The sequence below is a fragment of the Sagittula salina genome (assembly GCF_017813235.1).
In the GTDB taxonomy this organism is placed as follows: domain Bacteria; phylum Pseudomonadota; class Alphaproteobacteria; order Rhodobacterales; family Rhodobacteraceae; genus Sagittula; species Sagittula salina.
In genome coordinates this window covers 376880-397503 of record NZ_JAGISH010000003.1, presented here as the reverse complement: position 1 = coordinate 397503, position 20624 = coordinate 376880, and the positions used below count along the sequence as shown (strand labels likewise).

Sequence of the window (20624 nt, the reverse complement as noted above, 5' to 3'; positions counted from 1 at the left end):
ACGCCCAGCCAGGGCCCGAACCACACCCGGCCTCAACGCCCCTTCAGAAACTGCTCGAACGCCGCCAGCGTCCGGTCCGAGACGTGGTGCTCGATCCCCTCGGCATCCAGTTCGGCGGTCTCTTCGGGCACGCCGACGGCGATCAGCAGCGCCACAACCGTGCGGTGCCGCGCGCGCACGCGGTCCGCGAGCGCCGCGCCCTCGTCGGTCAGGAACACCCCCCGGTAGGGCCGTGCCGTGGCCAGCCCCTCGCGCTTCAGCCGCGCCACCGCCTTTGTCGCGGTGGGTTGCGCCACGCCCATCCGGCTGGCGATATCCGCGATTCGCGCCTCGCCATGCTCCGCCAGAAGATCGCTGACCAGTTCCACGTAATCCTCCAGAAGCGCCATCGACTGCGCCTCCCGGGCGCGGGCAAAACGGTCGGCCTGCTGCAGGCTCTCATCGCGCTCGGTCATCGGCCTCTGGTCCTCCACCCGGTCGGGACAAAGCCTATAGCCGCGCCTTTGCCGTGTCACCAGCAGGTTAGGCTGGACAAATCAACTTAGGTCAGCGTATCAGGTATAGCCAAGGCTATAAATACACGACACACTGAACGACATGGGGTGCCCTCACGATGCAAGACCTGACGCTGAAAACCCGCACCGGGATGACGCGCGTACTGGACGGATCCGCCCGCGGCCTGCGCAGCCGGCTGTTGTTCTTCGGCCCGGCGGTGATCGCCTCCGTGGCCTACATGGACCCCGGCAACTACGCGACGAACATCCAGGCGGGGGCGGGCTATGGCTATGCTCTGCTCTGGGTAGTGCTGGTGGCGAACCTGATCGCCATGCTGTTTCAGGCGCTCTCGGCGCGGCTGGGCATCGTCACCGGCAAGAACCTGGCCGAACTGTCGCGCGACAACCTGCCGAAACCGCTGGTCTGGGTGATGTGGGCGGTGTCCGAGATCGCCGCCATGGCCACCGACCTCGCGGAATTCCTCGGCGGTGCCATCGGTCTGTCGCTGCTCTTCGGACTGCCGCTCATGGCGGGCATGACGATCACCGCCATCATCACCTACGCCATCCTCATGGTCGAAGGCAGGGGTTTCCGCCCGATGGAGCTTCTGATCGGCGCCATGGTGGGGATCATCGGCCTCAGCTACCTGGCCGAGATGCTGATTGCCCCCGTCGACTGGTCCGCCGCATTGGCGGGAATGACCTCCGGCGCGATGCCCGATGCGGCGGCGCTGACCATCGCCGTTGGCATCATCGGCGCCACGGTCATGCCGCACGCGATCTACCTGCACTCCGGTCTGATGCAATCGCGCGCCACCCCGCGCGACGATTCCGACCGGCGCAAGCTGGTGCGCTTTTCCAACATCGAGGTGGTGCTGGCGCTCGCCGTCGCCGGCATGATCAACATGGCGATGGTCATCATGGCCGCCAGCGCCTTTCACCAGGGCCACGCCGAGGTGGCGGAGATCGAGACCGCCTACCACATGCTGACGCCCCTTCTGGGCGCGGCGGCGGCGGGGGCCTTCCTGACCTCGCTGATCGCCTCCGGGATCTCGTCCTCGGTAGTGGGGACCATGGCGGGGCAGATGATCATGCAGGGCTTCCTGCGATTTCACGTGCCGATCTGGGTGCGCCGTGCCGTGACCATGATCCCGGCCTTTGCCGTGGTGGCCATGGGCGTGAACGCGACGCAGGCGCTGGTCATGAGTCAGGTGATCCTGTCGATCGCCCTGCCGGTGCCGATGATCGCGCTGCTGGTCTTCGTGGCGCGGCGCGACATCATGGGCGCCTTCCGCCCCGGGCGCGTGACGCTGACGCTGGCCGGGCTGGGCGCGGCGGCGGTGCTGACGCTGAACTTCGTCCTGCTGGCCGAAGCCTTCGGCCTGCCGGTGCCGTTTCTCTGATACAGGTGGGCGCCCCCTCGTCGGGGCGCCTACTCCCGTGCTTCGGCGCGAAACGCGTCGGCATGCAGTGCGATCAGCCGCGCGCGGCGGTGCGCATCCAGCGCCACCAGCTGCGCGGGCGACAGCGCGATCACCCGGCGGGCAGAGGGCAGCAGCGCCGTTTCCTCCGGTCCGACGCGCATCACCAGCCCGATGTCCATCAGCATCGCCTGCGCCTGCGGACCCAGCAGGAATTCCAGCAGACGCCCGGCAGCGGCGGGCTGGGCGGCGCCTTTGGGAATCATCAGGCTGCGCGACAGGATCAGGGTGTAATCCTCCGGCAGGATCACGCCCACGTCCGGCTCCTGCGCCGCGGCCACGTAGCTGCCCAGCACGTTGTAGGCGATCAGGATGCGCCCTTCGGCCACGCTCCGGATGATCTCGGCCGAGCAGCAGGTCGCCACCGCGCCCACGCGGGCAAAGGCTTCGAGCATGGCGCCAAAGGTGGTCGCCTCCAGACTGTCGGAAAACGCAAAGAGATAGCCCAGCCCCGAGGCCTCGATATCGTAGGTGGCGATCCGCCCGCGCAGCCGCCCCGGTTGCGACCGCATCAGGTCCAGCAGGCCAAAGCGCGACCGCGGCACGTCCGACGCTGCCAGCAGCCGTTTGTTGTAGATGATGACGGCGGGTTCCTCGGTGATCCCCCAAAGCTCGTCGCGCCAGCGCCGCGCGCCGGGCAGCGCCTGCGTGCGCGCCGAAAGGTAGGGTGCGGCGCAGGCGGCATTCACCAGCCAGACCATCTGCTGAACGGCGGAGGACAGCACGACGTCGGCGGGCGGGCGCGTGCCATTGCAGGCCGCGCGCGAGCGGGCAAAGAGGTCGTTCGAGCCCCATTGCTCATAGGCCACGCTCAGGTCGGGATTTTCCGCCACGAAACGGTCCATGACCGGGGAAAAGATCGCGATGTCGGTGGTCGATTCCACCCGCAGCACGGTCGCCCCGGAGCCAAAGCGCGCGGTGTCCTCCTGCGCCCGCGCGGGTCCCGTCGCCATCAGCAGCGCAGCCAGCAGGGCGCCGCCGAAAAGCGTTAAGATTGTCTGAATCATCCTGCGCCAACCCATTGTAATCATTCGGTTGCGGAACTGTCCCAGCATGGGACGTCTCATGTCGCCACCACCGGCAGGACCAGCGCCATGACGAAGCCCTCCGGGCGGCGCTCCGTTGCCATCCGGCCACCATAGGCGCTGGCCACGGCCATCACGATGGACAGGCCCAGCCCGGCGCTGTCCTCCCGCGAGGCCGCGGAACGGGCGAACCTCTCGCCCAGCCGCGCGGCGATTGCCGGGTCCGGTCCGGAGCCGCTGTCCATGACCCAGAGCCACGCCTCCGCCCCGCGCCGGTCCACCCCCACCGCGACCGGCGGGAGGCCGTGTTTCAGGGCATTCGAAAGCAGGTTCTTCGCCGCCTCGCCGAGGCTGAATTCCTCCGCCATGACCAGCACGGGGTCCGCACCGATCTCCAGCCGCACCTCCACGCCCGGGGCGAGCAATTCGTGGTCGCGGGCGTCCACGATCTCCAGCGCGACCATGCGCAGGTCGACCGCCACGCGCGGCGCGCTGTCGGCGCGGTGGGTCACGAGAGCGCGGCTCAGCAGCTGGTCCAGCAACGCCCCCAGCGACCGCGTCCGCGCCAGCAGCCGCTCCAGCGCGCGGGGGGTGCCGTCCTCTTGCAGCCCCTCCGCCTGCACCCGGATCGCCGCGACCGGCGTGCGCAGCTGGTGGGCCGTGTCGGAGATCAGGTTGCGCATCGCCTCCACCTGCCGGTCCAGCCGCGCCATGAAGTGATTGACCGATCCCACCATGACCCGCAGCTCCTGCGGCAGGCCCTCCACCGGCATGGGCGTCAGATCGTAGGGGTCGCGGGCGGCAAGGTCCTGCGAAAGCGCCTCCAGCGGGCGCATGGCGGAACGCGCCACCAGCCACGCCATCGCCAGCAGCGCCACGCCAGCCAGCGCCATCGGCGCCAGCGCGTCGGTCACCAGCCCCAGCGCCATGGCGCGCCGGGCCCGCACCGTCTGGCCCACCACGACAGAGACTTCGCCGGAAAACTCCCGCTCCGCGAACAGTCGCGTCACCCGTACAAAGCGCGCGTCCTCGCCCTGCAACCGTGCGTCGAAATAGACCGGCCTGCGCGGGGCGTCGGGCACGGGAACGGCACTATCCATCCCCGTGATCAGCTGCCCACCGGGGCCGCGCACGGCGTAATGGATGCGATCATCAGGCGCCTGTGCCAGCAACTCGAATGCCGAAACGGGCAGGTCGACGAAGGGCGCGCCGTGCTGCACCCGGATCGATTCCGCGATGTCGCTGGCGGCGCCCAGCAGCAGCCGGTCGTAAGCCTGACGCGCCGCCGCGCGCCCGTTGACCCAGGTGGAGACCGCGACCAGAACGCCGCCCGCCAGCAGGATCAGCAGGACGGCGCGAAGGACGCGCGCGGCGAGGGTCGGGACCTCAGCCACGGGCGCTCATTCCAGGCCGATCCGGTAGCCCACGCCGCGCTGCGTGGTGATGGCGACAGGGCTGCCAGACAGCTTCTTTCTCAGCCGGGCGATATAAAGTTCGATGGCATTCACGCCCACATCGGCGTCTTCGAAACCGAAGAGCGAATCGTAGAGCCGCTGTTTCGTCAGGAACTGCCCGGCGTGGCGCAGCAGTATGTCGAGCAGCGCCGCCTCCCGCCGGGTGAGGTCGAGCTTGGCCTCGCCGAGGTGCGCGACCTGCTCGGCCGGGGCAAAGCTGAGCGGTCCGAGTACGATGCGCTCGCCTTTCTGGTCTGCGTCGCGTCGCACCAGCGCGCGCAGCCGCGCCTCAAGCTCGCGCTGGTCGAAGGGTTTGCCCAGGTAGTCGTCCGCCCCGAGGTCCAGCGCCTGGACCCGGTCGTCGACGCTGGTCAGCGCCGTCAGCATCAGGACAGGCGTCCGGTCGCCCCCCGCCCGCATGTCTCGCAGCAGCGTCAGCCCCGACCCGTCCGGCAGGTTTATGTCGAGCACGAGCGCGTCGTATTTCTGCACGGCGCGGAAATCGCGTGCCTCCTCGATGCAGGCGGCGTGGTCGCAGACCGCGCCCGCGCGGGCCAGTCGGGCCACCACGGCCTCCGCCAGATCCACCGTGTCCTCGATCATCAGTACCCGCATCTCTCTCCCCGTCCCGGCCCGGACCCGCTGACAGGTTCGTGACAGGTTCATCCGCTATTCCCTTTGCTTAACCGCCCCGAGGGAGCCTGCAAAGCGCAGTCGGACAGGGCGGGCAAGACAAAGAGGAGGAAGACAATGATCTTCAAGACCACCCGCACCCTGATCGCGGCTGCGGTCCTCGGCATGACCGCCGTGGCCGCGCAGGCACAGGAAAACCCCGAGTGCATCGCGCCCGCCAACCCCGGCGGCGGCTGGGACTTCACCTGCCGCCAGGCGGGCAAGACGATGCAGGACCTCGGCCTGATCGACAAGACCATGCAGGTCGTCAACCTGGCCGGTGGCGGCGGTGGTGTGGCCTATGCCGAAGTGGTGAACAAACGTAACGACAGCAACGACCTGATCGTCGCTGCCTCGTCGGCCACCGCGACCCGCCTCGCGCAGGGCGCCTACCCGGGCAACACCATGGACCAGGTGCGCTGGCTGGCCTCCGTCGGTGCCGACTACGGCGTGATCGCCGTGGCCGCCGACAGCGAAGTGAACACGCTCCCCGAGCTGCTCGACCAGATCAAGGCCGACCCGACCTCGGTTTCCATCGCGGGCGGCTCCGCCGTGGGCGGCTGGGACCACCTGAAGGTGCTGATCGCCGCCAATGCCTATGGCATCGACGACGTGCGCGCGGTGAAATACATCGCCTTCGACGGTGGCGGCGAGGCGGTGACCCAGCTGCTGGCGGGTTCCGTGCAGGCCTTCACCGGCGATCTGTCCGAGGCCAAGGGCTTTGTCGACTCCGGCGACATCAAGGTGATCGCGGTTCTTGCCCCCGAACGTCTGGGCGGCGCCTTTGCCGACTTCCCCACCGCCAAGGAGCAGGGCGTCGACGCCATCGGCGCCAACTGGCGCGGTTTCTACGCACCGGGCGGCATGTCGGACGAGGCCTACACCGCCTGGGTCGAGAAGATCGGCGCGCTCTATGCCTCCGACGAGTGGAAGGCCGTGATGGAAGCCAACGGTCTGGCCCCGCTCGACCTGCAGGGGGATGCGTTCCAGTCCTTCGTGGCGGACTCGGTCGCGCAGATCGAAGGGATTTCCAAGGAAATCGGCATCATCAAGTAAGCCTTGGCCGCATGGCCCGGGTGGCGGTCACCGCCACCCACGGGCGTCGCCCTCGTGGCGGCGCCCCCGCTATACCCGGATGCGCCCGGGTCCCTTTCCCGAACTGGAGATCCCCATGAGTGATCGCATTTTCGGGATCTTCGGCATTCTCCTTTCCATCGGCTTCGCCCTTGCCGCGTTGCAGATCGAGGAAAGCTTTCTTTCCGATGCCGTCGGTCCCAAGGCCTTTCCCCTCATCATCGCCGCCATCCTGGGACTGTCGTCCGCCGTCATCGCCCTGCGCCCCGATCCCGAACCCGCATGGCCCCCGCTGGGGCAACTGGCCGAAATCGCCGCCGCCGTCGTGGTGATGATGCTTTACGCGCAGTTCCTGCCGGTCGCGGGCTTTGTCGCCGCAACGGCGGTGGCGGCCGCCTACCTCGGGTGGCGTCTGGGTTCAGCCCCAGTCGAAGCGCTGCTGATCGGCGTCGGCACCTCTGTCGGCATTTACGTCATCTTTCACCTCGTGCTGGGGCTCAGCCTCGCACGCGGGCCGTGGGGGTTCTGAGCCATGGAAACGTTTGCAAACCTCGCCGATGGTTTTGCCATCGCGCTGACCTGGCAGAACCTCGCGCTGGCGCTGCTGGGCTGTTTCCTCGGAACCATCATGGGGGCGCTTCCGGGGCTGGGGCCGTCGAACGGCGTTGCCATCCTGATTCCGCTCGCCTTTACCCTCGGACTTGGTGCGACGCCCTCGCTGATCCTGCTGACCTCGGTCTATTACGGCGCCATGTACGGTGGGCGGATCTCCTCTATCCTGCTGGGTATTCCCGGTGACGAACCGGCCATGATGACCGTGCTCGACGGGCACCCAATGGCGAAAAAGGGCATGGCGGGCGAGGCGCTGGCGATTTCCGGCATCGCGTCCTTTGTCGGGTCCTTCTTTGCCACCTGGGGCCTGATCCTGCTGGCACCGCAGCTGGTGAAGATCGCGCTGCTGTTCGGCCCGGCGGAATACTTCGCGCTGTTTGCGCTGGCCTTCATGACGCTGGGCGGCGTGTCGTCGACCAATCAGGCGAAATCCGCATTCGCCGCCATGCTGGGGCTCGGGCTCGCCATGATCGGCGTCGATACCCAGACCGGCGTGCCGCGCTTCACCTTCGGAGAAGTGCACCTGTATGACGGGCTCGATTTCCTCGTCGCCATCGTCGGGCTGTTCGCCCTGTCGGAGGTCTTCATCTTCCTTGAAAACCGCCACGGAGGCAGCGCCGACGGCACCAAGCTGACCATTGGCCGCCTGACGCCGCCGATGTCGATGGTCAAGGCGTGCACTCCGACCATGCTGCGTACCTCTTTCCTCGGATTTCTGGCCGGGGTGCTGCCGGGGGCGGGGGCCTCTCTGGGGTCGTTCATCTCCTACTCGATGGAGAAGCGGCTGAAGGACAAGGATGGCACTTTCGGCACCGGCGATCCGCGCGGCGTCGCGGCCCCGGAGGCCGGGAACAATGCCGCCGCCGGGGGCGCGCTGGTGCCGATGCTGGCGCTGGGCGTGCCGGGGTCCGGGACGACCGCCGTTCTGCTGGCCGTGCTGCTCAGCCTCAACATCACACCGGGACCGCTGCTGTTCGCGCAGAACCCGGACGTGGTCTGGGGCCTGATCGCGGCGTTGTTCATCGCAAACTTCATGCTGCTGGCGATGAACATTCCCATGGTGGGGCTGTTCACCCGCGTGCTGATGATCCCCTCGCGGATCCTCATGCCGATCGTGGCGATGGTATCCTTTGTCGGGATCTACGGCATCTCGGGCTCGTCCTTCGACCTGATGGTGATGATCGGCTTCGGCGTCATGGGCTGGGTCCTGCGCAAGTTCGACGTGCCGCTGGTGCCGATCATCCTCGGCACGCTGCTGGGCAACACGATGGAAAACAACCTGCGCCGCGCGATCACCATCGACAACGGCGACTGGTTCACCTTGATCGACAGCCCGCTGGCCATCGCGCTCTGGGCCATCGCGATCCTCGGTTTCGTCCTTCCGCTGCTGGTCGGGGCGCGGGTGAAGGCAAAGATGCACGCCCGCCGCGACGAGGAAGGGTCGATTTCTGACTGAGCCGCGAAACCCATTGGCGGTTCCACGGATGACGCGCCCCCGATCGGGGCGCGTTTTTCGTTGTTCCCTTGCCGCGCCTTCACATAGTTGTCGAATAACGAGCGCATAAAGCGCCGCGATCGGCACGGGAAAATTTGACCGTATGGTAAACGGCGGGCATCCTGAGCGGAATCAATACGGCAAACGACAGAGAGGACATTCCATGACCAGAACCATTCTTCTGACCAGCACGCTGCTTGCCGGTCTGGCCGGGGCGGCGCAGGCCGACACGCTGCGCCTGCTGACATGGGGTGGCTACGCCCCCGACGACGTGGTGGAGATGTTCGAGGAACAGACCGGCCACACCGTTGAGGTTACCAAATCCAACAACGAGGAAATGATCGCCAAGCTGCGCGCCACCGGCGGCGGCGGCTTTGATCTGGCGCAGCCCAGCCAGGACCGGGTCATGGGGCCGCAGATGGAGTTTGGCATCTACAAGCCGATCGACGTGAGCAAGCTGAACCAGGACTTGTTCATTCCCTCCATGCTGGAGGCGACGATGAAGAACACGACCGTGAACGGGGACGTCTACGGTGTGCCGCACGTCTGGGGCACCTCCGGCCTCGTGCTGAACACGGCGGAGGCAGGCGACACGGTGAAGGACTACACCGATCTCTGCGATCCGGCGGTGGCGGGCAAGGTCTCCTACCGGCTGAAGCGTCCGACGCTGATCGGGTTCGCCTTCGCCATGGGCGAGGACCCCTTTGCCGCCTACGGCGACGAAGCAAAGTACAAGGAGATCATGGAAAAGGTCGAGGCCAAGCTGGTCGAGTGCAAGGCCAACGTGAAGACCTATTGGGGTGGCGGCGACGAACTGATGAACCTGCTGCGCTCCGGCGAGGTCACCGCGTCGATGGCGTGGGACACCGGCGGCTGGAAGCTGAACGGCGACAATGCCGACATAACCTTTGTCGCGCCGACCTCCGGCGCGCTGGGCTGGATCGACACCTTCGTGCTGCCCGCGAAGGGGCAGGCGGACGACGCGGCCTACGCCTGGATCAACTTCGTCATGCAGCCGGAGATCGCGGCGAAGATCACCGCGTCGGCGGGTAACTTCACCGCCTCCGCCGGGGCGGACGAATACGCAGAGGAAGGGCTGAAGGCCAAGTACCAGGCGAGCTTCCCGCAGGAGGCCATCGACAACATCAAGTGGTATCCGCCGGTCCCCGCCGGGCTGGAATCCATCGAGGGTGAGGTACTGGACCGCGTCCAGGCCGCGAACTGATCTAGACACGGGCGGCATCCGGCTTTGGTCGGGTGCCGCCTCCTTTTACGGATTTTCCATGACCCCTGATCTGGCCCCTGATCTGGCCCCCGATCTCGAATGCGTCGACCTCGTGAAGCGCTTCGGCGACACGACGGCTGTCGACAACGTGTCCTTCACCGTCCCGCCGGGCAGCTTCTTCTCCATCCTCGGGCCGTCGGGCTGCGGCAAGACGACGATCATGCGCATGATCGCGGGCTTCCTCGAACCCACCTCCGGGGACATCCGCATCAAGGGCGGTTCGGTGCTGGACGTGGCCCCGAACAAGCGCCCGGTGAACATGGTGTTCCAGCACCTCGCGCTGTTCCCGATGATGACGATTGCCGAAAACATCGGCTACGGGCTGCGGCGGCGCGGTCTGCCCAAGGACCAGATCACGCGCAAGGTCGGGGAGGCGCTGGAGCGTATCGGCCTGCCGGGTATCGGGGGGCGCAAGGTGGATGAACTGTCCGGCGGGCAGAAGCAGCGCGTGGCCATCGCCCGCTGCATGGTTCTGGAACCCGACGTTCTGCTACTGGACGAACCGCTCGGCGCGCTCGACCTGAAGCTGCGGGAACACATGAAGGTGGAGCTGAAAGCGCTTCAGGCGGCCTTTGACACCACCTTCGTCTACATCACGCATGACCAGTCCGAGGCGCTGGTGATGTCTGACCAGATCGCCGTGATGAACCACGGCCGCTTTGAACAGGTCGGCACCGGGCAGGATCTGTATTACCGTCCCGACACGCCCTTTGTCGCCGGTTTCATCGGGGACTCGAACCGCTGGACGGGCCGGGTGGAACGCACGGAGGGCGAGGCTATCGAGATGCGCACCGACAGTGGCCTTGTCATGCGAGCCAGCGGTGCGGGACTGAAGGCCGGCGACCGGGCAGAGATCTTCGTGCGCCCCGAATCGATCCGGCTCGCCTCCAGCGCCGAGGCGCTTTCCGTCTTCGACAACCGCCTGCAGGGCACCGTCACCAGCATCCTGTTCAACGGCGCGGCTTCCCGGATTCTGGTGGAGGACGGCGTGGGCGAAACGCTCGAAGTCACCCTGCCACAGTCCGGCGAATTCGCCGCCCTCAAGCGCGGCGATGCGGTGCACATCGGCTGGGGGTCGGTGCAGGGCACCTGCTTCGGGAGGATCGCCTGATGCGCGCCGAGACCCGGATCGGCTTCATCCTTCTGCTGACGCCTCTGGTACTGTGGCTCGGCCTGCTGATTGTCATCCCGCATATCGACATGGCGCTGATTTCCCTGCGCGAGCGCATCAGTTTCGGCGTCTACGAACCCAGCCTTGCGCAGTACGAAAAGGCGCTGACAGAACCGCTGTACCTGCGCACCTTCGGGCGCACGGCGGTGATGTCGGTGCTGGCCACGGCCATCACTCTGCTGGTCGCCTTCCCGGTGGCCTATTACATAGCCAAGATGGCAAAGGGACGCCTGCAACAGGTGCTGTTTCTGCTGTGCCTCATCCCCTTTTACGTCTCCGAACTGGTGCGCACCTTCGGTTGGATGATCCTGCTGCGGGAAACCGGCCTCATCTCCAGCCTGATGCAATGGGTCGGGCTGGCCGACCAGCCGGTTGAGATGCTTTATAACGACGCCGCCATGATGGTCGGCCTCGTCTATACCTCCATGCTGTTCATGGTGGTGCCGCTGGTCACCACGCTCGAAAGCCTCGACGACAGCGTGATCGAGGCGGGCTACGACCTCGGCGGCAACGGCTGGTCCGTGCTGCGCGAGATCATCATCCCGCATGCCATGCCGGGCGTCGTCTCGGGCTGCATCGTGGTCTTCATGCTGTCGCTGGGAAATTACCTGACGCCCACCATGCTCGGCGGCAAGGACAGCCTGTGGTTCACCGAGATGATCTACAACCAGTTCATCGTGCGGTCGAACTGGGAACTGGGCGCGGCCTTCGGCTTCATGCTGCTGGTGCTGTCCTCGGCGATCGTCTGGGGGATGCTGCGCCTGACCGGCCGCACCCTGCAAGAGACGATGGGGTGACGCCATGATCCCGACGATCCCGCAATCCCGCGCCTTCCGTCTGGCCTACGGCGGCTACGTTGCGCTGTTCTTTCTCTACCTCGCGCTGCCGCTGACGGTGGTCGCGGTCTTCGCCTTCAACGACAGCCAGTTCCCATCGCTGCCGTGGGAGGGCTTCACCTGGAACTGGTTCTTCGGTAACGAACGCCCGCAGATCGGTGTCTTCCACGAACGCGGCATCCTGCGCGCCGTGGGAACCTCCGTCCTCGTCGCGGGCTGCGTGGCGGTGCTCTCGGTCTGCGTCGGCACCACCAACGCCTTCCTCTTCAACCGCTACGAGTTCCGTGGCAAGGGGCTGCTGTATGTCCTGATGCTGTTGCCGCTGGTGATCCCGGGGATCGTGCTGGGCATCTCGATCCTGCTCTTTTCCTCGACGCTGGCCAACGGCATCTGGGACATGGCCGAGATCGATGTGCAGGCATTCAGGCCGGGGCTTCTGCTGGTGGTGCTGGGGCAGTTCAGTTTCATCACCACGATCGCCACGCTGGTCATCTCGGCGCGTCTGCAGAAATTCGACCGCACGCTGGAAGAGGCCGCCCTGAACCTCGGCGCGACGCGTTTGACGGCGGTGCGTACGATCACCCTGCCGTTCCTCGCGCCCGCCATGATCGGCGCGGTGGTGGTGGCCTTCCTGATGAGCTTCGAGAACTTCAACACCACGCTGATGTTGGTAGGGTCGGACGCGCCGCTGACCATCGCCATGTTCGACCGGCTGAAGGAAGGGTCGACCCCGTTGCTGAACGCCGTCTCGCTGCTGCTGATGCTGGGGTCATCGCTGCTGGCGCTGGTCGTGATCCTGTTCCAGCGGCGCAGCTGATGCGCCGCTGGACGAGGGTGTTCATCCCTCGCGCGTGACACTGTCACCCTTGGGGTAGAGCACCACCCGTGCCCCCACCGGCACGCGGTCGTAAAGGTCGATCACGTGCTCGTTGATCAGCCCCGCGCAGCCGTTCGACACCGCCCGCCCGATGGTCGAGGGATCGTCGGTGCCGTGAATGCGCAGGAAGGTGTCACCGCGCTCATCCGTGAAGAGGTAAAGCGCCCGCGCCCCCAGCGGGTTGCCGGGGCCGCCGGGAATGCCGGTCTCCGCGAACCTTGCGTATTTCTCCGGCTCGCGTGCGATCATGCCGGGGGTGGGCGTCCATGACGGCCATTCCTTCTTTGCCCCCACGTCGTAGATCCCCGGCTCGTAGAGGTCGCCGCGCCCGATGCGGATCGGGTAGGCGATCGCCTTGCCGTCCTCCAGCGTCCAGTAAAGCGTGAAGGGCCCCGGTACCACATGCACCTCTCCGGGCGCCGGGTAGGGCCGCGCCAGTTGCACCACACGCGGTGCGGGCACCGTGGCAGTGTCAGAACTGGCGGCAGCGGGCGTCGTCTGCGCGCTAACCTGCGGGTAAAGACCCGGACCGGCAACCAGCGCGGCGGCCCCGAAAATCATATCCCTGCGTCTCATCTCAGATCACCCGCACCTGCGTGCCCACCGGGCAAAGTTCGAACAACTCGGCGATCATTTCGTTGTACAGCCCGATGCACCCGTCCGAGGATCGCCGCCCGATCTTCCGCGTGTCGTGCGTGCCGTGGATGATATAGGCGGGCCAGCCGAGGTACATGGCATGCGTGCCCAGAGGGTTGTCCGGGCCGGGTCCGATTGGCTTCCAGTCGGGATAGCGCCTCAGCTGCGACGGCGTCGGCGTCCATGATGGCCCCGTCTTCTTTCGTACGATGGAGGTATAGCCGCGCTTTGTCAGTTCGTCAGAGATCGGCACGGAGGTCGGAAACACGCGGTAATCCGTTCCGTCGTGGTTCCAGAAATGCAGCGCGCGCGATTCCGTGTCGGCGACGATCGAGGCCTTGCCCAGGTCGTCGAAATGGTCGCGCCAGTCCTGCATCGAAAAGCTCGAGACGTTGTGGCGCGGTGCATCGGCCAACGGCCTCCCTTCGGCGCGGGCGTGGGCTGGGGTGAACAGGCTGACGCCGGCGGCGGCGGAAAGCGTCAGCGCGTGGCGGCGGGTAAACTGTCTTGTCATGCTCGGTCTCCTGTATTGTGGCCCGGCCCGTTGTTGGCCGGGTCCGGTTGCGAACCGCGTCGGGGCGGGGTGCCGCCCGGATTCGGGATGCGACTGCTCAACTCTCGGCGCGGGCTGTGGCGATGGCCTGCGACAGGGTCGCCTTGTCCGGCGCATCGGCATAAAGCGTGGGTCCGGTGGCAAAGGCCGGGGTGCCGTTGAAGCCAAGCGCCGTAGCCCGGAAATTGTTCCGCGCGATCAGCCTGCCCCCAGCCGGACCGGGTGGGATATGGATTCGACAAGGCGGCAAGCGCGACCCGCAGGACGTGTACTGTTTTCACGGAGGCTGGATGGACAGCCAACCTTAAGCGAGGCTTAAGGCTGACTTAAGGTTGGCGGGCGACGGCACGCGGGCGCAAACAGGCGCCGAAGGAGGCAGGATGCGGATATTGATCGTGGAGGATGACGAGGTGCTGGCCGACGGGCTGACCGTCGGGCTGCGCCTGTCCGGCTTCACCCCCGACCATGTCTATACGCTCGCAGATGCGCGGCTGGCGCTGGAAACCTCGGAGTTCGACGGCATGGTGCTGGATATCATGCTGCCCGACGGGTTGGGGACCGATCTGCTGACCGAGATGCGCCGCAAGGGGCAGCGCCTGCCGGTCCTGCTTTTGACTGCGCGGGACCGGGTAGAGGACAGGGTGCGCGGACTGGATTCCGGAGCGGACGACTACCTTGGCAAACCCTTCGACCTGACCGAACTGGCCGCCCGGCTGCGCGCGATGCTGCGGCGGCGCGAGGGGCGCGCCAGCGGCGCGCTCAGCCACAACGGCCTGCGCATCGATCCCGCCACCCTGAGAGGACGATTCGGGGAAAAGGACCTCACCTTTTCCCACCGGGAATTCACCATCCTGCACGCGCTTATGGAACACCCGCGCCGGGTGTTGTCCCGCCAGATGCTCGAAGAACGGCTTTACGGTTGGCAGGAGGGAATCGAAAGCAACACCGTCGAGGTCCATGTCCACAAGCTCCGCGCCAAGCTCGGGCGGGGTTTTATCGAAACCCTGCGCGGGCTGGGCTACCGTCTCGCAGAAGAGGAGGGCACGCCATCTCGATCCGGCTGAGACTGTTCCTGATCCTCGTTCTGGCAACCGGGGCCGTCTGGCTGTCGGCGGCTTTCTGGATACAGACCTCGACGCGGGCGGAAGTCGAACGGGTGCTGGACGCCCGCCTTGCCGAAGCCGCGCGCATGGTATCCTCGCTGATCTCGGACGAGCGAATCGCCGTGGCCCGCGCCGCGCAGGTGCCGCTGATGGTGCCGATGGCACAGGCGGCGGGTTACACCAAACAGTTGTCCTGCCAGATATGGGCGCTGGATGGCACCATGGCGGGCCGCTCCGACGGGGCGCCGGCATCGCGGCTGACCAGCGCCGCGGAAGACGGCTATTCGCGCTCCATCGTCGACGGGGAGCCATGGCGGGTCTTCACGCTGACCAACGAGGCGCTCGGTGTCCGCGTCATGGTGGGGGATAGCATGGCGGTACGCGAAAGGCTGATCTTTGACCTGATCGAAGGACTCCTGCTGCCCGCCGCGCTGATCCTGCCTATTCTCGCGCTGCTGATCTGGGTGAGCGTGGCGCGCGGTCTTGCGCCGCTTGACCGGCTGGCGGAAACCCTGCGTGCCCGCCCGCCACAGGACCTGTCGCCGCTGCCGCCCGGCGCGGCCCCGCGCGAGATCCGCCCTGTACGGCGCGCGCTCGACAGCCTCTTTGCCCGCCTCGCCGCCGCCCGCGAGACCGAGCGCGACTTTACCACCTATGCCGCGCACGAACTAAAGACCCCGCTGGCCGGGCTGCGGACGCAGGCGCAGCTCCTTCGTATAACCGGCGACCCGGCAATCCGTGAAAAAGCCATTGCGGCGATCGAGAAGTCGGTGGATCGCACAGATCGGATGGTGCGTCAGTTGCTGGAACTTGCCCGCGTCGAGCGCGCCGAATTCGGCACGGAGTTGACCGACCTGACCCAGTTGCTGGGCGAGACGTTGGAGGACCTCGACACGCTGGCGCGGACGCGTGAGGTGTCGCTGGACACCGAAACGCCGGACGACCTGACGCCGGTGGAAACCAATCCTTTTCTGCTGCGCGCCGCGCTGCGCAACGTGGTGGAGAATGCGATCCACGCTTCGCCCCGCGCCGGGCACGTGCGGGTCCGGCTGGAGTGCGCGGAGGGACAGATCGCCTTTGTCATCAGCGACGAAGGCCACGGTCTGACTGGCGACCTGCGCGAGCGGGCAATGGAGCGTTTTGTCCGCGGACCGGCGACGGGGCCGCAGGGCAGTGGCCTCGGTCTGTCGATCACGGCCGGCGCGATGGAACGGCTTGGCGGGCGCATGGTACTGGAGGACAGCGCGGGGCAGGGCCAGACCGTACGGCTCCGTCTGACCTGACGCATGGCCCAGCGGTAGCGGCGCCCGCGATGGGAGCGAAAGCAGATAAGCCCCCAAGGTCAGAAACTTGGGGGGCGGGGCAAATCCATATCTAGGGGCGGACAGAAAGGCGGACAGATTTCCCATCCTTGAATGGGCACCATATTGCCAGAACGCGACAGACATTTGCTGCATTCGTGAAAACCGCCCCGGCGGGCAATAATTGTCACGGCGCGGGCCTATGGCTGATCAAATGCCAAGAGGGCAGCGGAAAATGTTTCCCGCGCATGACGGTTCACGGCAGACGGCGGGAAAGGCGCCGGGCGGGTATCCTGGTGTAACGCTGGCGCAAGCACGCAAGATTGCCGACGACTGGCGCGGCTCCGCCAAACAGGGCCGTGAACTGCAAAAGGAGCGCGAAAGCGCCGCGCGGAATACCGCGCGCGCCGATCACAGGCGGCGCTGTGTCTGGACGTGGACTTGCCAGCGACAGGAAAGGCCAAGGCTCTGCTGGGAAAATCCCGGCACGAGGAAAAGACAGATCCGCAATGCCGTGGGCCGAGGCGCCCGCGTTCCATGCGACCTTGAAGGAACAGACCTTTACGCATCTGGCGTTGCGTCTGCCGATCCTGACGGGCGTGCCCTCTGGCCCATTGCCGCACTGGCGCCTTGCCCAGATCGACGGCGAAGTGTGGCCCGTGCCGAGCGCGGCAATGAAGGGCCACAAGCGCGACAACTGATTTTCGCGTCCCGCTGTCCTCCGAGGCGCTGGCCGTGATCGACATGGCCCGTCCCTTTGCGCGTGATAGCCATCTCTTTGCTAATGCGCGGGCGACTGTTCTCAGCGACATGACCCTTTCACAGTACATGACGCGCATGGGGCTTGAGGCTCGCCGTACGGTTTTCGTTCGTCCCCGCGCGACTGGCTGGCGAGGCCACGCAGGCCTCACACGAGGTGGCAGAAAGCATGAGGGTCCACGTATCGGACGGAGTCGTGGTTGAGCCGTGGCGCGCGCGGTAAGGGCCGGCGCCTGGTCCGTTCGCGCTTGAGAAAGTCGAAGACGCTCTCTGCGACCGGATTGTCATGGCAATTGTGCCGGCGCCTCAGTGCTCGAGGTCGTGGGATTCAGGAAAGCGGCCCAGTCCATGCTGGTGAACTGGCTGCCTTGGAGTGGCTCAGAGCTTCGTCACGAGGCTTTCTTTGCCAGGTGGCCATCAGCAGAGCTTGCAGGACGACGTCGGTCGTCTGGCGGCTCTGCATCGATCAGCCGGCGACACGGCTCAAGAAGAGATCAACGACCACGGCAAGATAGGCGAAGCCCTGCTGTGTGGGGGTGTAGGATCGGTCACCCATTCCGTGTCCGGCTTGGCCATGTCGAACCGACGATCAAGCGTGTTGTCGACGAAGTGTCGGCCGCAAAAGGTGCGCATGAAAATCCAGATGCAAAAAAGCCCCCAAGGTTTCAAAACCTTAGGGGCTTATTATGGTGCCCAGAAGAGGACTCGAACCTCCACGACCGTTAGGCCACTGGTACCTGAAACCAGCGCGTCTACCAATTCCGCCATCTGGGCACTGGAGTTGGTGGAGCGCTGTCTACGGTCAGCCGGCGGGACTGTCAACGCGATTTTTCGAGAAAAATCGCACCCCCTTCGAAAATAATCGCAGCCTTCGCGCGCCGCCCGTGCGACCGTCCATCCACCTTGAAAATCGCGTCAAACGGCCATCTTGCCCCGCTTGCAACATGGCCTTAAACCACTCGCAACCGGTGCAAAGGAGAGGCGCATGTCCAAGCTCGTCACCATCTATGGCGGATCCGGCTTTGTCGGCCGTTACATTGCCCGCCGCATGGCAAAGGACGGCTGGCGCGTGCGCGTCGCCGTGCGTCGCCCCAACGAGGCGCTCTTTGTCAAACCCTACGGCGCCGTCGGCCAGGTGGAGCCGGTGTTCTGCAACATCCGCGACGACGCGTCGGTGCGCGCCGCCCTGGCGGGCGCCGATGCCGTGGTGAACTGCGTCGGCACGTTTGACGCGGGCGGAAAGAACAATTTCGAGGCCGTGCAGGCCGAGGGTGCGACCCGCATAGCCCGTATCGCTGCGGAACAGGGCGTGCCGACCATGGTCCACCTCTCCGCCATGGGCGCCGACCCGGAGGCAGACTCGGGCTACGCCGCCTCCAAGGGGGCAGGCGAACAGGGCGTTCTGGAGCATATGCCGAACGCCATGATCCTGCGCCCCTCTGTCATTTTCGGGCCGGAGGACGACTTCTTCAACCGCTTCGCAACCATGACCCGCTTTGGTCCCGTGCTGCCGCTGGTTGGCGCGGGGACGAAGTTCCAGCCGGTCTATGTCGACGACGTCGCCCGGGCCGCCTGCATGGGGGCAAAGGGCGAGGCCACCGGGATCTATGAACTGGGCGGGCCGGAAACGGCGACTTTCCGCGAACTGATGCAGCAGATGCTGGGCGTGATCCGGCGTCGCAAGCTGATGGTGAACATCCCCTTCTTCCTCGCGCGGCCCATGGCCTCCGTCATGGGGTTGGTGGATACGCTGACGCTGGGCCTCGTGCCGCAACAGATCACCCGCGATCAGGTTGCCCAGTTGCGGCATGACAACGTGATGACCGGAACGCAAAAGGGTTTTCCCGATCTGGGCATTCACCCGACTGCGCCCGAAGCGGTGCTGCCCGACTACCTGTGGCGCTTCCGCCCCTCGGGTCAGTACGACGCGATCAAGGAATCGGCCCGGAACCTGCGCGCCCACTGATGGCGCCCCTTATGAACCGACACCGGCCCCGCAGGCGACTGCGGGGCGATTTCGTCGCGGGGGGCGGGCCGGGACACAGTCGGGGCGGGATGCCTCAACGACCGGCCTTGAGGCGCGACAGCGTGGCGGCGTTGCAGCAGCCCGGCGGCGGCGCGGCGCTCACCTCCACCCGGGCAGAAAGCCATTCCTCGCAGGCTTCCACCAGTGCGCAGCCCCGGCACCGCGTCACCATCTCCTCGTAGTGGTGCGGATCAAGCGTGCCGCAGGCCATGGCGGCGCCGAGGTTCAGTCCCATCACCCGCGCCACACCCCGCGTCATGAAAAAATGACGGGCCGGGTCGCCCAGCATCCTTTGCATCGTTCTCACTCCTCGCGCTGACTGATCTCCCCGAGGTCGGCCTTAACCTGTGCCAGTCGCCTGCGATTCAGGCAGGGGCCGGGCAGGGGGCGGTCCTCCGCGTCCTTTGCTTCGGTATGTGCTTCCAGCCAGCGGGCGCAGCCGTCCGTCCAGTGGCAACTGCGGCAACTGGTGACGATTTCGGCCCAGCGTGCCTGTTCCAGCACGCCCCTTTCCATGGCCTGCACGAGGTCGATGCCGGTGGCCTTTGCCACGCGCTGCACCAGCCAGTAATGTTCCATCTCATCACCCATCGGAGCGGGCGCACCGTGGACGCGGGGCAAAACGGGCGGGCGTACGCGTTCGTCAGCCATGGGATTGCTCCGGTTTCAGCGCCGCAAAGAACGCTTCGTTGCGGCAAAAGAGTGGCGGCGCGCCGACAGGCGCCGCCGCTTTGGCATCGCGCCCGTCGAGCCAGCGCGTACAGTCGTCGGGCCGCGCGCAGCCCGTGCACCGCAGCACGGCATCCTCCAGCGCGGCGAACCCGAGCCGCCCACGCATCATGTCCTCTTCGAGGTCCAGCCCTTGTGCCGTGGCCATGCGGTCCACCAGGTCGGCGTGTTTTTTCAGGGTACGGACGCTGTGCATGGGCGGGCTCGTTCGGTTCGGGAAGTGCTCCTACCATGGCGCTGAACCATCCGGGCCGCCTTGATTCAGGTCAACGCTGCCTGGACGGGCTCAGCGCCGCAGGTCCGCCGCCGTCCGCCGCACCACATCGAGCCGCGCGGCGTTTGGCGGGTGGCTGCCAAGAAAGCGGTTGCCCGGATCGGGTATGCGCGCAAAGAACGCCGCCCCGCGCACCGGATCGAAACCGGCGTCGAAGGCGATGACCGTGCCCAGCTGATCGGCCTGCAGTTCGAAATCCTTCGAGTAGGTGCGGGCACCCACGGCGGCACCCAGTTCCTCTGCGCTCTTGATGTCCTCGGCGGCGGCGCCGCTGATCGCCGCGATCCCGGCAAAGACCACCGCGCCGACGGTGGCGCTTTCGCGGGTCTTGGTCAGGTGGTCGCGGATGTGGTGTGCCGCCTCGTGTCCCATGACAAAGGCCAGCTCGTCCGCGTTGTGCACCGAGTTGATGAGCCCGAGGTTGAAGGCCAGCACCGGGCGGCCGAAGCTGTCGACTGTCTGGAAAGCGTTCGGCGGCTGATCCACGCGGTCGTCGACCACGACCTGAAAGTCGCAATTCAGACCACGCGTCTTTTCGCGGCAGACGCGTTCGGCCACGGGTTCCACCGTTCCGACAACCTGCACGAACTGCCGCGCCGCCTGATTGGCGCGCAGCTGTGCCGGTGATGCGGAGCCCGATATCGGCGAGGGCACGGGCATCGGTGCCGTGGCGCAGGCGGAAAGCGACAGGAGAGCCAGAAGGGCCAGCGGGGCGATTCGGTTCATGGGGAGGATGTCCGCGACAGGAGTGTTGTGCCTACCATAGG

At 66.2% G+C, this 20624-nt stretch carries 23 protein-coding genes, 1 tRNA gene and 2 pseudogenes; 13 read left to right on the top strand and 13 right to left on the bottom strand.

What is annotated here, in order from left to right; genetic code table 11:
* Window positions 1-32: 32 nt before the first annotated feature.
* Window positions 33-455, bottom strand: a complete 423-nt coding sequence (gene mntR / locus J5474_RS08170) for a manganese-binding transcriptional regulator MntR (RefSeq protein WP_209360313.1) — start codon at window positions 453-455, stop codon at window positions 33-35.
* 158 nt (window positions 456-613) lie between these two features.
* On the opposite strand from mntR, the gene J5474_RS08165 reads away from it, so the two are divergent.
* The gene (locus J5474_RS08165) at window positions 614-1897 is read left to right on the top strand and encodes an Nramp family divalent metal transporter (RefSeq protein ID WP_209360312.1); all 1284 of its coding nucleotides are present in this window, start codon (window positions 614-616) and stop codon (window positions 1895-1897) included.
* 29 nt (window positions 1898-1926) lie between these two features.
* Here the strand turns inward: J5474_RS08165 and J5474_RS08160 are convergent, their stop codons facing one another.
* The 3 genes from J5474_RS08160 to J5474_RS08150 are packed head-to-tail and all read right to left on the bottom strand — an operon-like array spanning window position 1927 to window position 5069.
* A complete protein-coding gene (locus J5474_RS08160) occupies window positions 1927-2982 on the bottom strand; it encodes an ABC transporter substrate-binding protein (RefSeq protein ID WP_209360311.1) in 1056 nt (351 codons plus the stop codon).
* A 56-nt stretch (window positions 2983-3038) separates the two neighbouring features.
* Window positions 3039-4394 (bottom strand): sensor histidine kinase, encoded by a 1356-nt coding sequence (locus J5474_RS08155; RefSeq protein WP_209360310.1) that lies wholly within the window; start codon window positions 4392-4394, stop codon window positions 3039-3041.
* A 6-nt stretch (window positions 4395-4400) separates the two neighbouring features.
* Window positions 4401-5069, bottom strand: a complete 669-nt coding sequence (locus tag J5474_RS08150; protein ID WP_209360309.1) for a response regulator transcription factor — start codon at window positions 5067-5069, stop codon at window positions 4401-4403.
* Window positions 5070-5204: 135 nt separating this feature from the next.
* Between J5474_RS08150 and J5474_RS08145 the strand changes: the two genes are divergently transcribed.
* From J5474_RS08145 to J5474_RS08115, 7 genes are all read left to right on the top strand, one after another.
* The gene (locus J5474_RS08145; RefSeq protein ID WP_209360308.1) at window positions 5205-6182 is read left to right on the top strand and encodes a Bug family tripartite tricarboxylate transporter substrate binding protein; all 978 of its coding nucleotides are present in this window, start codon (window positions 5205-5207) and stop codon (window positions 6180-6182) included.
* Between the two features lie 115 nt (window positions 6183-6297).
* Window positions 6298-6729 carry a tripartite tricarboxylate transporter TctB family protein gene (locus tag J5474_RS08140; RefSeq protein WP_209360307.1) on the top strand — a complete coding sequence of 144 codons (432 nt, stop codon included), beginning with the start codon at window positions 6298-6300 and terminating at the stop codon, window positions 6727-6729.
* 3 nt (window positions 6730-6732) lie between these two features.
* Window positions 6733-8268 carry a tripartite tricarboxylate transporter permease gene (locus tag J5474_RS08135; RefSeq protein WP_209360306.1) on the top strand — a complete coding sequence of 512 codons (1536 nt, stop codon included), beginning with the start codon at window positions 6733-6735 and terminating at the stop codon, window positions 8266-8268.
* Window positions 8269-8470: 202 nt separating this feature from the next.
* On the top strand, window positions 8471-9532 hold the full coding sequence (locus J5474_RS08130; protein ID WP_209360305.1) for an extracellular solute-binding protein: 1062 nt from the start codon (window positions 8471-8473) through the stop codon (window positions 9530-9532).
* Between the two features lie 58 nt (window positions 9533-9590).
* On the top strand, window positions 9591-10703 hold the full coding sequence (locus J5474_RS08125) for an ABC transporter ATP-binding protein (protein ID WP_209360304.1): 1113 nt from the start codon (window positions 9591-9593) through the stop codon (window positions 10701-10703).
* Complete coding sequence (locus J5474_RS08120; RefSeq protein ID WP_209360303.1) at window positions 10703-11560, top strand: ABC transporter permease; 858 nt, start codon at window positions 10703-10705, stop codon at window positions 11558-11560. The genes J5474_RS08125 and J5474_RS08120 overlap by 1 nt, the downstream gene beginning before the upstream one ends.
* A 4-nt stretch (window positions 11561-11564) precedes the next feature.
* Entirely contained in the window at window positions 11565-12416 is an 852-nt protein-coding gene (locus tag J5474_RS08115; protein ID WP_209360302.1) for an ABC transporter permease, read from the top strand.
* Window positions 12417-12437: 21 nt separating this feature from the next.
* Here the strand turns inward: J5474_RS08115 and J5474_RS08110 are convergent, their stop codons facing one another.
* The 3 genes from J5474_RS08110 to J5474_RS08100 form a co-directional block, all read right to left on the bottom strand.
* Entirely contained in the window at window positions 12438-13052 is a 615-nt protein-coding gene (locus J5474_RS08110) for a L,D-transpeptidase (RefSeq protein WP_209360301.1), read from the bottom strand.
* A 1-nt stretch (window position 13053) separates the two neighbouring features.
* Window positions 13054-13626, bottom strand: coding sequence for a L,D-transpeptidase (locus tag J5474_RS08105; protein ID WP_209360300.1), 573 nt, complete (start codon window positions 13624-13626; stop codon window positions 13054-13056).
* 97 nt (window positions 13627-13723) lie between these two features.
* Complete coding sequence (locus tag J5474_RS08100; RefSeq protein WP_209360299.1) at window positions 13724-13915, bottom strand: thioredoxin domain-containing protein; 192 nt, start codon at window positions 13913-13915, stop codon at window positions 13724-13726.
* Window positions 13916-14045: 130 nt separating this feature from the next.
* Between J5474_RS08100 and J5474_RS08095 the strand changes: the two genes are divergently transcribed.
* The 4 genes and pseudogenes from J5474_RS08095 to J5474_RS08085 all read left to right on the top strand — a co-directional run bounded on the left by J5474_RS08095 (window position 14046) and on the right by J5474_RS08085 (window position 16770).
* Complete coding sequence (locus J5474_RS08095) at window positions 14046-14729, top strand: response regulator (protein ID WP_209360298.1); 684 nt, start codon at window positions 14046-14048, stop codon at window positions 14727-14729.
* Complete coding sequence (locus J5474_RS08090; RefSeq protein ID WP_209360368.1) at window positions 14714-16051, top strand: ATP-binding protein; 1338 nt, start codon at window positions 14714-14716, stop codon at window positions 16049-16051. The genes J5474_RS08095 and J5474_RS08090 overlap by 16 nt, the downstream gene beginning before the upstream one ends.
* 220 nt (window positions 16052-16271) lie before the next feature.
* Window positions 16272-16394: pseudogene (locus J5474_RS23245) on the top strand (hypothetical protein); the annotation flags it as partial.
* Window positions 16395-16578: 184 nt separating this feature from the next.
* Complete coding sequence (locus J5474_RS08085; RefSeq protein ID WP_209360297.1) at window positions 16579-16770, top strand: hypothetical protein; 192 nt, start codon at window positions 16579-16581, stop codon at window positions 16768-16770.
* A gap of 233 nt (window positions 16771-17003) precedes the next feature.
* Here the strand turns inward: J5474_RS08085 and J5474_RS08080 are convergent.
* Together J5474_RS08080 and J5474_RS08075 are read right to left on the bottom strand one after the other, a co-directional pair.
* Window positions 17004-17434, bottom strand: a pseudogene (locus J5474_RS08080) (DDE-type integrase/transposase/recombinase); the annotation flags it as partial.
* An 81-nt stretch (window positions 17435-17515) separates the two neighbouring features.
* Window positions 17516-17602: transfer RNA gene (locus J5474_RS08075), tRNA-Leu, on the bottom strand.
* A gap of 211 nt (window positions 17603-17813) precedes the next feature.
* Here J5474_RS08075 and J5474_RS08070 point away from each other — a divergent pair.
* Complete coding sequence (locus tag J5474_RS08070; protein WP_209360296.1) at window positions 17814-18794, top strand: complex I NDUFA9 subunit family protein; 981 nt, start codon at window positions 17814-17816, stop codon at window positions 18792-18794.
* A 94-nt stretch (window positions 18795-18888) separates the two neighbouring features.
* Here J5474_RS08070 and J5474_RS08065 read toward each other — a convergent pair whose 3' ends face one another.
* The 4 genes from J5474_RS08065 to J5474_RS08050 form a co-directional block, all read right to left on the bottom strand.
* A complete protein-coding gene (locus tag J5474_RS08065) occupies window positions 18889-19152 on the bottom strand; it encodes a DUF6455 family protein (protein ID WP_209360295.1) in 264 nt (87 codons plus the stop codon).
* Window positions 19153-19157: 5 nt separating this feature from the next.
* Window positions 19158-19505, bottom strand: coding sequence for a DUF6455 family protein (locus J5474_RS08060; protein WP_209360294.1), 348 nt, complete (start codon window positions 19503-19505; stop codon window positions 19158-19160).
* Window positions 19498-19779 carry a DUF6455 family protein gene (locus J5474_RS08055; protein ID WP_245216319.1) on the bottom strand — a complete coding sequence of 94 codons (282 nt, stop codon included), beginning with the start codon at window positions 19777-19779 and terminating at the stop codon, window positions 19498-19500. The genes J5474_RS08060 and J5474_RS08055 overlap by 8 nt, the downstream gene beginning before the upstream one ends.
* A 90-nt stretch (window positions 19780-19869) precedes the next feature.
* Entirely contained in the window at window positions 19870-20583 is a 714-nt protein-coding gene (locus J5474_RS08050; protein ID WP_209360293.1) for a M48 family metallopeptidase, read from the bottom strand.
* Window positions 20584-20624: the final 41 nt, after the last annotated feature.

Excerpts from the sequence above, each read along its gene's own strand:
- J5474_RS08145 (WP_209360308.1), top strand. The coding sequence starts at position 5,205 with ATGATCTTCAAGACCACCCGCACCCTGATCGCGGCTGCGGTCCTCGGC.
- J5474_RS08060 (WP_209360294.1), bottom strand. The coding sequence starts at position 19,505 with ATGGCTGACGAACGCGTACGCCCGCCCGTTTTGCCCCGCGTCCACGGT.
- J5474_RS08130 (WP_209360305.1), top strand. The coding sequence starts at position 8,471 with ATGACCAGAACCATTCTTCTGACCAGCACGCTGCTTGCCGGTCTGGCC.
- J5474_RS08065 (WP_209360295.1), bottom strand. The coding sequence starts at position 19,152 with ATGCAAAGGATGCTGGGCGACCCGGCCCGTCATTTTTTCATGACGCGG.
- J5474_RS08125 (WP_209360304.1), top strand. The coding sequence starts at position 9,591 with ATGACCCCTGATCTGGCCCCTGATCTGGCCCCCGATCTCGAATGCGTC.
- J5474_RS08135 (WP_209360306.1), top strand. The coding sequence starts at position 6,733 with ATGGAAACGTTTGCAAACCTCGCCGATGGTTTTGCCATCGCGCTGACC.
- J5474_RS08105 (WP_209360300.1), bottom strand. The coding sequence starts at position 13,626 with ATGACAAGACAGTTTACCCGCCGCCACGCGCTGACGCTTTCCGCCGCC.
- J5474_RS08140 (WP_209360307.1), top strand. The coding sequence starts at position 6,298 with ATGAGTGATCGCATTTTCGGGATCTTCGGCATTCTCCTTTCCATCGGC.
- J5474_RS08120 (WP_209360303.1), top strand. The coding sequence starts at position 10,703 with ATGCGCGCCGAGACCCGGATCGGCTTCATCCTTCTGCTGACGCCTCTG.
- J5474_RS08055 (WP_245216319.1), bottom strand. The coding sequence starts at position 19,779 with ATGCACAGCGTCCGTACCCTGAAAAAACACGCCGACCTGGTGGACCGC.
- J5474_RS08110 (WP_209360301.1), bottom strand. The coding sequence starts at position 13,052 with ATGAGACGCAGGGATATGATTTTCGGGGCCGCCGCGCTGGTTGCCGGT.
- J5474_RS08070 (WP_209360296.1), top strand. The coding sequence starts at position 17,814 with ATGTCCAAGCTCGTCACCATCTATGGCGGATCCGGCTTTGTCGGCCGT.
- J5474_RS08115 (WP_209360302.1), top strand. The coding sequence starts at position 11,565 with ATGATCCCGACGATCCCGCAATCCCGCGCCTTCCGTCTGGCCTACGGC.
- J5474_RS08050 (WP_209360293.1), bottom strand. The coding sequence starts at position 20,583 with ATGAACCGAATCGCCCCGCTGGCCCTTCTGGCTCTCCTGTCGCTTTCC.
- J5474_RS08095 (WP_209360298.1), top strand. The coding sequence starts at position 14,046 with ATGCGGATATTGATCGTGGAGGATGACGAGGTGCTGGCCGACGGGCTG.
- J5474_RS08160 (WP_209360311.1), bottom strand. The coding sequence starts at position 2,982 with ATGATTCAGACAATCTTAACGCTTTTCGGCGGCGCCCTGCTGGCTGCG.
- mntR (WP_209360313.1), bottom strand. The coding sequence starts at position 455 with ATGACCGAGCGCGATGAGAGCCTGCAGCAGGCCGACCGTTTTGCCCGC.
- J5474_RS08085 (WP_209360297.1), top strand. The coding sequence starts at position 16,579 with ATGCCGTGGGCCGAGGCGCCCGCGTTCCATGCGACCTTGAAGGAACAG.
- J5474_RS08165 (WP_209360312.1), top strand. The coding sequence starts at position 614 with ATGCAAGACCTGACGCTGAAAACCCGCACCGGGATGACGCGCGTACTG.
- J5474_RS08150 (WP_209360309.1), bottom strand. The coding sequence starts at position 5,069 with ATGCGGGTACTGATGATCGAGGACACGGTGGATCTGGCGGAGGCCGTG.